Here is a 10361-nt window from a genome sequence, read left to right as displayed (position 1 = left end):
TTTTAACCGGATAGCGTCATCCGGAAGTGCATTTGACATGGAATTCCGGTATATCTGCCAGGCCTGCCACGAAAGCCCGGCAAGATTTCCTGATTTTTTCCGGCATTCTCTTCTTTCAAAGCAAACCTGGCATCCATTAAAATGAAAATGGATATCATCGCACCGGACAAATCCGGTTGACAGCCGGTTCGCACTGGCCCAACGGCATTCAACGGCACACTCAAAAAGGAAAATCATGAAAATTCTTGTTACTGGCGGTTGTGGAAACATGGGACCGCACATTATCCGCAAACTGGCCTCACTTGGACACGACATACGCGTGCTCGACCGCGACCGGGAAGGACTGGGGCAATTTGGAAAAACCGGCATGGAAACATGCTGCGGCGATCTGGCCGACAAGGCGTTCGTCCAATCAGCCGTCAAAGGCGTCGATGCCATCATTCATCTCGCCTGGAGTTTTTCGGATAATCTTCCTGATCTCCTCGATATCGACGTCAAGGGATACCAGTATCTGCTGGATGCTGCCGTTGAATACGGTGTAAAGCATGTCGCCAATACCACGACAGCCGTTTCTTACGGAAAGCCCCTTTCAAACCCGGTTCGTGAAGATCAGGCACATCTGGTCGAGATGTCGAGAAACCCTGTCTATGCGCTTGCCAAACTGACAACCGAAGAACTCGGCAAAATTTACGCCGTCCAGCACGGTCTCCAGGTCAATAACCTCATGGTATGGTATGCCTACGGAGACGTTATCGGCGGCCGGAACATCCGCGCCATGATTCGCGACGCCATTGAAAAAGGGCGCATCGAAGTTCCCGCAAAAAGCGGCGGCAGTTTCCTGCAGCTCGACGATTTCGTCTCTCTGGTTCTTGCCCTGTTTTCAAGCGACATCAAAGGCGAGCTTTTCAATGCGGCCAGCATCTATCTGACCTGGGAAGACGTCGCCAGACTGATCACCGATCTGGTCAATCCCGGCGCACAAGTTGTCGCCATCGATGCTGCCCAATGGAAAGGCAGTGCATTTTTGACCGATGACTGGCCGCTTTCCATGGAAAAAGCCCGGAAAATGCTGAATTTTCAAACCAGGCTGTCCCGTGAAGAAGCGATTGCCAATCTCTCCGCTGCATTGGGCGTCTCTGCCGAAAAGGTCAAGTCACAGCTTGGAAACGCCTGAATTTTTCCGGGACGATGTTACTCTGATCATTCCGGCACAAGACATGCTAATATAGAAACTTTAGCTGTCGGCGGGCACTCTTTATCCAGGGATCAGCGACATCCGGACAGCTGTACATGCAATCACCGTTCACAAGGAGTGGCAATGGAATTCGAGCTTTCCGTTACGCAGGTAAACGATTTGCTTGCCGGCGTGAGTAAAGAAACTCCGTTGGCGAAACGCCTTTCCGCACATGGACTGACCAACGGCAGAATCCTGATTCCGGATCATATTTTCGATGCCGAAACGCTGGAACACCTGTGGCGACTGGCCGAAAAAGACAATGACAAATCGCTGATGTTCCAGATGATCGCCTTGCGAAATATCCGGACAGGGCCAGGTCACTCCCTTGTGGTTCCCAAGCTGGACATGCTCGTGCCCGCACTGGTCGAGTATTTCGCAACAGACGCTATCGACGGATGGATATACCGCCGCAACAAGGATGGTATCCTGCTTCCCTGGCTGATCGACAGCATTGAATATGTCCAGAGGCAACAGGGACTGATACCCGGACTGCCTTTTGTCAGCATTCAGCTGCTGGCCAACACCATTGCCGCCACCAGTCCTGTCGACGACAATGCGCCCGACCAGTGGCGCAGCGGAATGACAAATTCCATTCTCTTTTACCAGAGGGAAATGGGAGGATTGACCATTCCGGAACTTCTTGCCCGAAAAGGGTATTACAAGGAGTGTCCCGAGTTCAAGGAAGAATATGAAAAACAGGCGGCACGTTTCCAGAACTTCCAGCCATTCTACGGGAAACAGTTTTTGGCAAAAAACTCGGGATTCCTTATCAAGGAAGGCGACAGTACCCTTTTCAAAAATCTCGAATTTTTCCGTATCACCCCCGGCACATCCGTCAAATGCGTCAATGACGAAGAGATACTGGAACGCCGGATTGAAACGCACTCCGACAGAAAAACACGGGTTGACAATACTTTCAGCCAGATCCCGCTCCACTGCTATCTGTACATGTTCCACCTGGAACTGCACCAGAACTGCTGGGTTCATGTCCAGAATCTGGAAGAGTACCAGTACAAACCCGAATTGCGGACCAAACTGATTTTACCTCCGGAACATCGCAAACTGATCGACATCCTGACGGCGCATACCGACGTACTGATGGACGACATTATCGAAGGCAAATCGGGAGGAACGACGATCCTGTGCATGGGCGCTGCCGGTCTTGGCAAAACGCTGACAGCGGAAGTCTATTCGGAAGTCGTCGGCAAACCGTTATACCGTGTTCATTCGGGACAACTGGGAACGTCGGCAGAAAGTGTGGAAGCGGCGCTATCGGACATTTTGCGTCGTGCCGCCCGCTGGGATTCCATTTTGTTGCTCGACGAAGCCGACGTTTATATCCGCAAACGCGATAACGATCTCCAGCACAATGCGATTGTCGCCGAATTTCTGCGGACACTGGAATATTTCGACGGCCTGCTGTTCATGACGACAAACCGGGTGGACGATGTGGACGATGCCATTCTGTCCCGCTGCATTGCCATCATCCGGTACGATACGCCTTCCCGCGAAGACGCTGTCAAACTCTGGAAATCGCTCTCGGAACAATTCGAGGTCGAGCTCTCAGACGATCTGATTGATCAGCTCGTGCGGGATTTTCCCCATTCCAGCGGACGGGACATCAAGGAATTGCTCAAACTGACCAGCCGTCTTTGCATGAGTTGCGATACCCCGGTCTCGCTTGAAGCTTTTCACCAATGCGCCGTTTTTCGCGGGAAAAACCAAAAGTAGTCAGGAAGCGGATAATCCGCTTCCTGACCGGACATTGTCATACCGGTTTTTGAGGCCATCCCTTCAACCCTCATGAGTAAACCTGTTCGGAAGAAATCAGATTCAACCATTTCATTTTGATTAACCATGCAATACGCTCCTGTCACTTACATTGATCCCGTTTTCCGTCCACCCAGTGAAGCCAATTCGCTGATCCTGCAAGTTACCAACGGATGCAGCTGGAACAAATGCACGTATTGCGATATGTACACCCAGCCGCAGAAACGATTTTCGGTAAAACCGGAAGAAGACGTCAAAAAAGAAATCGAATGGTTCAGCCGGCATTATGACGGGATTCAACGGGTGTTCCTGGCAGATGGTGATGTGGTTGCCCTTTCCACCAGAAGACTGCTCAACATCCTGAACACCATTCGGGAATATTTGCCTGAAGTCACCCGTGTCGCTTCTTACTGTTCGCCCAGAAACGTTGCCAACAAATCGGACGAAGAGTTGAAAACCCTTTTTGACGCCGGGCTGAAACAGGTTTATGTCGGCGCCGAATCCGGTGACGACTTCGTGCTTGAAAGCATCAACAAGGGGGAAACCCACCAATCGACAGTCGAGGCACTGAACCGTCTTGGGGATGCAGGCATCAAGCGTTCCGTGATGATCATCAATGGCGTGGGCGGCACAAAGTTCAGCGAACAGCACGCCCTGAATTCGGCATTGCTGGCCAACGAAACCCAACCGGAATTTCTCGCTACGCTCGTTTTGAATCTGCCGAATGGAGAAGCCCGCTTCCAGCAAGGATACAACGGACAATTCATCAAAATGACCCAACACGAAAGGTTCCGGGAAATAAGGCAATTTGTTGGAGCGCTCGAACTGAAATCGACCATTTTCCGAAGCGACCACGCTTCCAATCAGCTCGTGTTGAAAGGCACCTTGGGAAAGGACAAGCAACGCTTGCTCGACCTGATCGATCTGGCCATCGAACGCCCGGAAAAGGCGCATCTTCGACCAGAGTGGATCAGACCTTTTTAATCCTGAAACAGACCCGGCAAGACCTGTCCTTTCACCTTTGCTGTTTTTCACGCCTGATTGGCGTTTCCTCATCAAACCGAACCGGAAGAAACTCCTTCATGCACGCGATTTCTTCCGGCACAATCCGTTGTGCCGGAGCTGCCTGCCCTCACCTTCCGCATTCTTTGGCAAAAAAGGGATATCGACACTTTCCGCTTCCAGGATACCTGCCGAGAGAATCTTCGTTTTGGCGGAAAGAAACAAGGCGCCGACAATTTTTTCAAGTCCTTTTGCAAACAACAGGCCATCATCCGCTTCAAAACCCGCAATAATCTCATCGGTATGGTGCTCAAGCCGCGGACGCGGCAAAAGATACGTTAACGGATAACCCCAAACAAGCAGACTCAACAACTGGCTGTAAATATTCTTGAAAGCCTCAAGACGACCGAATTCGATTATCATGTCCAGGCAAATAGCCACCACAATATCGGAATGCCCCATTTCCTTTGCATCCCTAACCTTTTTCCCTGTTTTGTCCTTGGCCTCGTTTTCTATCAGCGGATAAATGGCAGCCGCCACTGACCCGCACGTCAGGGCCAGCACATGCAAGGCATAAAGATAAGTCATCACATTCTTCCTGACCGACGAATCCTTCCACTGAATCCGCTGTTTGCCAGCTGCCAGTGAAAGAACACGGGTTCCTTTTCCATTGACAGACTCGGCAATCCCCAACTTGTTCAGCAAACCGATCGCCCGCCTGATGGTAATAAGCGGAACAGAAAGGTCTGCCGCAAGCGCTTTGGGCGATGGAAGAAAGGAATCGACGGGATAAAGACCACAGTAAATGCGGAAAATCAGTTCGCGGGCGATGGAATTGACGACAATTGGCCTGCCCCAGCGATAAGAGACGCTCAACGGTCCGGCAAGCGGTTTCACCGCATAAAAGGAATCGAACTCCAGATAGGTCTGCCGGATCATTTTCCAGAGCCAATCCACGTCTCCCTGTTCCCAGACGTCCAGCATTTGCCGCAATTTCAGCTGCAGTTTTTCATAAGAGGCTTTCCAGTCTTCCCTTGCCGCCGACAAACGGGCGAGATGGGCGGGATAAGAAAACAAAAGCGTATCGACATAGAGACTGTTCAAAAGCGGATTTTTCAACTGTCTGACCACATGGAACAGAAACTGGACTGTCGGCTCATCCCAGGCCTGACTGGAACGTTCCAGTATCCGGATCAGCTCCTTTTTTTCTTTTTCACCGCAATGGCGGTAACTGTGATAAAAAATACTGGGAAGCAAAAGGTACAGACTCTGGTAGAGATCCTGCAGTGTCTCTTCCGGCACCTTGAGAGAAGCGGGGAATTCATGAGGGAAATGACCGTCAATTACAACTGATCGCTTTCCCTGTGTCCTGTGAACGTATCCTTTTTCTTCCAGCAAACGAATCGCTTCGCGAGCGGTCATGGTTGACACCCCGAACATGTCGCTCAACCGGTAAATGGAAGGAAGATTTTCCCCTGCCGGATAAAAACCGAAATGTATCCTGGCAAGCAGATATCCATAAATCAGCACATGCCTGTCCTTTTCTCCCACTCCCTGTCGCCTCCTGTTCCATCAATCGTTTCTAAAGGTTTTCAGTATGCCATGATTTTCAGGCCAATCCCTGTCTCACGCTGTCCAAGTGCCGAAGTTTATATCCCTTCATTACCGCATGTCTCAAGCCTGATTTCTATCAGACACCATTCTTCTTTCCGGTAAACAGACAGTGGAAAAATAATTTGCAATACTGTGATACGATGATAAAGGTAAGAGTTCGCGCGATATCCCGTCACTAACTTGCGTGCAGTCCGGAAAGAAAATCGACAGATCGGTGAAATGGCAACAATGGAGCAAAACACAGGGGAATTGTCCGGCACGCAGTCCGTCGCCGATTATGAATACAACACACTGATGCGCCTTCTTGGCGTCAGCGTGAGCAAACATCTGCTCGACGAGCACTACACCCTGATCTGGGCAAACGATTTCTATTACCAGCTCATCGGCTGGCCAAAAGAAGAATACGTTGCCCGCTTCCATAACAGGCCTGACCTTTACTATGCAGACCATCCGGAAGAATGGAACGAACTTGTCCATGCGGTTACCCGGGCGATCCGTACCCATCAGAATGGTTACACCCTTGTCACTCGCATGCCGCGCAAGGACGGCAGCCACGTCTGGGTCAATATTTCCAATGTATTCGGTGAGGAATACATAAATGGCTACCCGGTGTCATACACCGTCATGACCGATGTCGACGATCTGGTCCGGATGCAAAAGGAGCAATCGATTACTTACGATAATCTTCCCGGCTTTGTCGCCAAATTCCAGGTGAACGAAAACGGCTTCCTGTTTCTCGAAGGCAACGAACGTTTCCGCAAATTCTTCGGCTACAAGCAAAACCGCGCCGATTACGGCCTTTCCAATCTCGATACCGGGAAAAACCGGCAAGCTTATGCGCAACACTTTCCGCTTATGCGGAAAGGAAAACGCGTCCACTTCACCCTGCAGGCCAAGGACAAGACCGGCGGCAATGTGTGGTTGCAGGTCAATGCCGATTGTATCGACCGGGTGCATGGAAATCCGGTCTATCTGGTCATATATATCGATATTACTGACATTACCGAACAGCGGGAACTGCAAAAGCAGCTCGAGGAACGCTCCGAAATGCTGCACAACGCGCTTCAGGCAGCAGAGCAGGCAAACAAGGCAAAGTCAGATTTTCTGTCCCAGATGAGCCACGATATCCGCACCCCCATGAATGCCATTATCGGCATGACGGCCATCGCCGGCTCCCATCTCGATGACAAAGACCGTGTTCGGGATTGCCTGCAAAAAATCACGGTTTCTTCCAGGCTGCTGCTTGGCCTGATCAATGAAGTTCTCGATATGTCCCGTATAGAAAGCGGCAGGATCAGCATCACAGAAGAGGAATTCAGCCTGAATGAAATGCTGCAAAACATCGTCACAATCATACAGCCGTCCATTATGGCGAAACGGCATGCCTTCGACATTCAAGCCCGCGAGTTACAGCACGAAAACGTCACAGGCGATCCGCAACATATCCAGCAAGTCTTTCTGAATATTCTTTCAAATGCCGTCAAGTACACGCCGGATGGCGGCAAGATACTTCTCAGCATACGTGAGAAACCGTCCCAAACAGCTGGCTACGGCTGCTATGAATTCGTATTCCGGGACAATGGATACGGAATGAAGTCTGAATTCCTCAGGAAGATATTCAAGCCTTTCGAACGCGCAGAGGACGCTGCCGTCCGTGCAGTACAGGGCACCGGACTCGGAATGGCCATCAGCAAAAACATCGTGCAAATGATGGATGGCGATATTCAGGTAGAAAGTACCTATGGAAACGGATCCACTTTCACGGTCACGCTTTCCCTGAAACTGCAGGATGAAGAAAAAAACGCTTTCCGCCTGCCCGGGCTGAGTGTGCTGGTGGTGGATGACGACCGCATTGCCTGCGAAACGACGTGCGAGCGGCTGGAAGAAATAGGGCTGAAGGGGCATTGGGTTCTTTCAGGCAAAGAAGCCATACGGAAAGCCGTCGCTGCCCACGAAGAAAAAAACGACTTCTCCACTATTATTATCGACCTGAAAATGCCGGATATGGACGGTATCGAAACCACCCGGCGCATCCGTGAAAAAATCGGACCGGACATTCCGATTATTCTTATCTCCGCCTATGACTGGACGGAATTCGAAACGGAGGCGCGTGCAGCGGGAGTCAACGGTTTTATCGTCAAACCCATGCTAAAGTCCAGTCTCGTCTATGCCATCAAAAAATATACCCTTAAAGAACCGGTTCATTCCACCTTCGTTGAATCTGCAAGGCAAAGACGGTCTTTTCCGGGAAAACGGGTACTGCTTGTGGAAGACAACGATCTCAATCGGGAAATTGCGGAAGAGATCCTGGGCCAGACAGGCGCTTCCGTCGAAACAGCTGTAAACGGGCAGGAAGCACTGGAAAAATTTTGCACAAGGCCTGAATTCTATTACGATCTGATTTTCATGGATCTCCAGATGCCGGTCATGGACGGACTTGAAACAACCCGTCAAATCAGGAGTCTCTCCCGCAAGGATGCCAAAACGGTTCCTATCCTGGCCATGACAGCCAATGCCTTCACGGAAGACGTGGCAGCCACAAAAGCCGCCGGCATGAATGCGCATCTTGCCAAACCGCTGGATATCGGGCTGCTGGATCAGGTCATGAACCGATATCTGGGCGAGAAAATCTTGCCGACCTCCTGAAAATTCATCGCATACTGGCGTATTGCCGGATTATTTGCTTTAATGTCCCGTTTTACACCAACCCCTATCCGGACAGCCAGGCATGAATGTTGATACCCCTCTGCTCATTACTTTTGTCGTTTACATTCTCGCAACGACCCTTATCGGATTTATCGCTTACCGGGCAACACGCAACCTTTCCGATTACATTTTGGGCGGACGCCGTCTTGGCAGTTTTGTCACAGCCATGTCTGCCGGAGCTTCCGACATGAGTGGCTGGCTACTTATGGGCTTGCCGGGCGCTGTTTTTCTCTCAGGCTTATCGGAAAGCTGGATTGCAATCGGACTGGTTATTGGGGCATGGTTCAACTGGCTGCTGGTAGCCGGCCGCCTCCGTATCCATACCGAATATTGCGGCAATGCCCAGACACTGCCGGATTATCTGACCAACCGTTTCGAAGACACCAGCAAACTCCTGAGGATCCTTTCCGCTCTCGTCATCCTGATCTTTTTCACGATTTACTGTTCCTCAGGTATGGTAGCCGGAGCCCGTCTTTTTGAAAGCACTTTCGGTCTCTCCTATGAGACCGCCCTCTGGATAGGCGCATTCGCGACAATCACGTACGTTTTCATCGGCGGTTTTCTGGCAGTCAGCTGGACCGATACCGTTCAGGCAACCCTGATGATTTTTGCTCTTTTGATAACGCCGGTTTTCGCCATTCTGGCAATCGGCGATTTTCCGACAGCCCTGTCCATAATCCAGGCGAAAACACCCGATAAACTGGACATGCTCAAAGAAATGGACTTTATTGCCATTATTTCCCTGCTGGGATGGGGACTGGGTTATTTCGGACAACCGCACATCCTCGTCCGTTTTATGGCAGCCGATTCCGTCAAAACCATTCCCAAGGCGCGCCGCATCAGTATGACATGGATGATTCTCTGCCTTGTGGGCGCCGTCGCTACCGGATTTTTCGGTATCGCCTACTTCTCGGACAATCCCGCTTTAGCTGCCGGTGTCGCGCAAAATAATGAAGCGATCTTCATGGAACTGACCAAAATCCTTTTCAACCCCTGGATCGCCGGCATTATTCTCTCGGCAATCATGGCTGCCGTCATGAGCACGTTAAGCTGTCAGTTGCTGGTCTGTTCCAGCGCCCTGACCGAAGATTTTTACCGGGCTTTCCTGCGCCCGAACGCTTCCCAGACCGAACTGGTCTGGACAGGCCGCATCATGGTCATGCTGGTTTCCCTCATCGCGCTTGTCATTGCTTTCAACCCCAACAACAAGGTACTGAGTCTGGTTTCCTATGCCTGGGCCGGCTTCGGGGCGGCATTCGGCCCCGTCATTCTGATTTCGCTCATATGGAAACGGATGACAAGAAACGGCGCCTTTGCCGGCATCTTTGTCGGCGCGGCAACCATTATTTTATGGAAAACATGCCTGGATCATCTGGGCATTTACGAAATTATCCCCGGATTCCTTTTCGGCATCATCGCCATTGTCGTCACCAGCCTTCTCGGCAAACCGCCCTCCAAAACGATGAAAGTGCAGTTCGAAAAAGCGGATAAAGCCTATCGTGAAGAAATTTAAGCGGACATTTCGGTTAGATACGGAAAACGCTACACAATTTCAGGCCACGCCAGCTTCTGAAAAGCACACTTTTCGGCAACAGAAAAAGGCATAAAAAACTGACGGGATCAAAACGTCAATTTATCTAAAAACCATACCTGACAAACAAGCAGACGCATCACCGGGAAACAAAATAGACAAAACGCCGCTGAAGGTAACTTACAGCGGCGTTTGAAACTGGTTGCGGTGGTCTGCACCGTACGGTATAGACAAGAAGTACTTATCTATAGCTTTCCCAAGAATCGTAAACCATGGTTTAAGACATAAAAATCTACAGGTAAACGAAAGTTAAATGCAATGACTAGTGTACAGTTATATCTATCGAGCATAATATTGGCAATAGGGCTAATACCACTTCAAGAGATGAAGTATGGCACAACATTCTGTATAGGCATTTCTTCCAGTCAGCCTCCCATTAGTTGAAAAAAATGAATTGGGAGATAAATTTTCTCAGTTTTAGATTAACTTATTTTACAATTA

Annotated in this window: 6 protein-coding genes; 5 read left to right on the top strand and 1 reads right to left on the bottom strand. The window is 50.3% G+C overall.

All coding sequences use genetic code 11. The annotated features are described in order from the left end of the window. The first annotated feature begins 235 nt into the window (after positions 1-235). The 3 genes from OFAG_RS03560 to OFAG_RS03550 all read left to right on the top strand — a co-directional run bounded on the left by OFAG_RS03560 (position 236) and on the right by OFAG_RS03550 (position 3991). Positions 236-1174 (top strand): NAD-dependent epimerase/dehydratase family protein, encoded by a 939-nt coding sequence (locus OFAG_RS03560; protein ID WP_005877886.1) that lies wholly within the window; start codon positions 236-238, stop codon positions 1172-1174. Between the two features lie 144 nt (positions 1175-1318). Then, on the top strand, positions 1319-2968 hold the full coding sequence (locus tag OFAG_RS03555; protein ID WP_005877888.1) for an AAA family ATPase: 1650 nt from the start codon (positions 1319-1321) through the stop codon (positions 2966-2968). A gap of 126 nt (positions 2969-3094) precedes the next feature. Further along, on the top strand, positions 3095-3991 hold the full coding sequence (locus OFAG_RS03550) for a radical SAM protein (RefSeq protein WP_005877889.1): 897 nt from the start codon (positions 3095-3097) through the stop codon (positions 3989-3991). Between the two features lie 96 nt (positions 3992-4087). On the opposite strand, the gene OFAG_RS03545 is transcribed toward OFAG_RS03550, so the two are convergent. After that, the gene (locus tag OFAG_RS03545; RefSeq protein ID WP_005877890.1) at positions 4088-5560 is read right to left on the bottom strand and encodes a GntR family transcriptional regulator; all 1473 of its coding nucleotides are present in this window, start codon (positions 5558-5560) and stop codon (positions 4088-4090) included. A gap of 291 nt (positions 5561-5851) precedes the next feature. Here OFAG_RS03545 and OFAG_RS03540 point away from each other — a divergent pair, with 291 nt between their 5' ends. Continuing rightward, the gene (locus OFAG_RS03540) at positions 5852-8269 is read left to right on the top strand and encodes a hybrid sensor histidine kinase/response regulator (protein ID WP_020994803.1); all 2418 of its coding nucleotides are present in this window, start codon (positions 5852-5854) and stop codon (positions 8267-8269) included. A gap of 82 nt (positions 8270-8351) precedes the next feature. After that, the gene (gene putP, locus OFAG_RS03535; protein ID WP_005877897.1) at positions 8352-9842 is read left to right on the top strand and encodes a sodium/proline symporter PutP; all 1491 of its coding nucleotides are present in this window, start codon (positions 8352-8354) and stop codon (positions 9840-9842) included. Positions 9843-10361: the final 519 nt, after the last annotated feature.

Source organism: Oxalobacter paraformigenes (genome assembly GCF_000158475.2).
GTDB classification, from domain to species: domain Bacteria; phylum Pseudomonadota; class Gammaproteobacteria; order Burkholderiales; family Burkholderiaceae_D; genus Oxalobacter; species Oxalobacter paraformigenes.
The sequence above is the reverse complement of the archived record's forward strand: the minus strand, read 5'-3'. Positions and strand labels throughout refer to the sequence as shown.

What these genes read in the sequence shown, in the direction of transcription:
- OFAG_RS03560 (WP_005877886.1), top strand. Translation starts at nt 236, where the DNA reads ATGAAAATTCTTGTTACTGGCGGTTGTGGAAACATGGGACCGCACATT.
- putP (WP_005877897.1), top strand. Translation starts at nt 8,352, where the DNA reads ATGAATGTTGATACCCCTCTGCTCATTACTTTTGTCGTTTACATTCTC.
- OFAG_RS03555 (WP_005877888.1), top strand. Translation starts at nt 1,319, where the DNA reads ATGGAATTCGAGCTTTCCGTTACGCAGGTAAACGATTTGCTTGCCGGC.
- OFAG_RS03550 (WP_005877889.1), top strand. Translation starts at nt 3,095, where the DNA reads ATGCAATACGCTCCTGTCACTTACATTGATCCCGTTTTCCGTCCACCC.
- OFAG_RS03540 (WP_020994803.1), top strand. Translation starts at nt 5,852, where the DNA reads ATGGAGCAAAACACAGGGGAATTGTCCGGCACGCAGTCCGTCGCCGAT.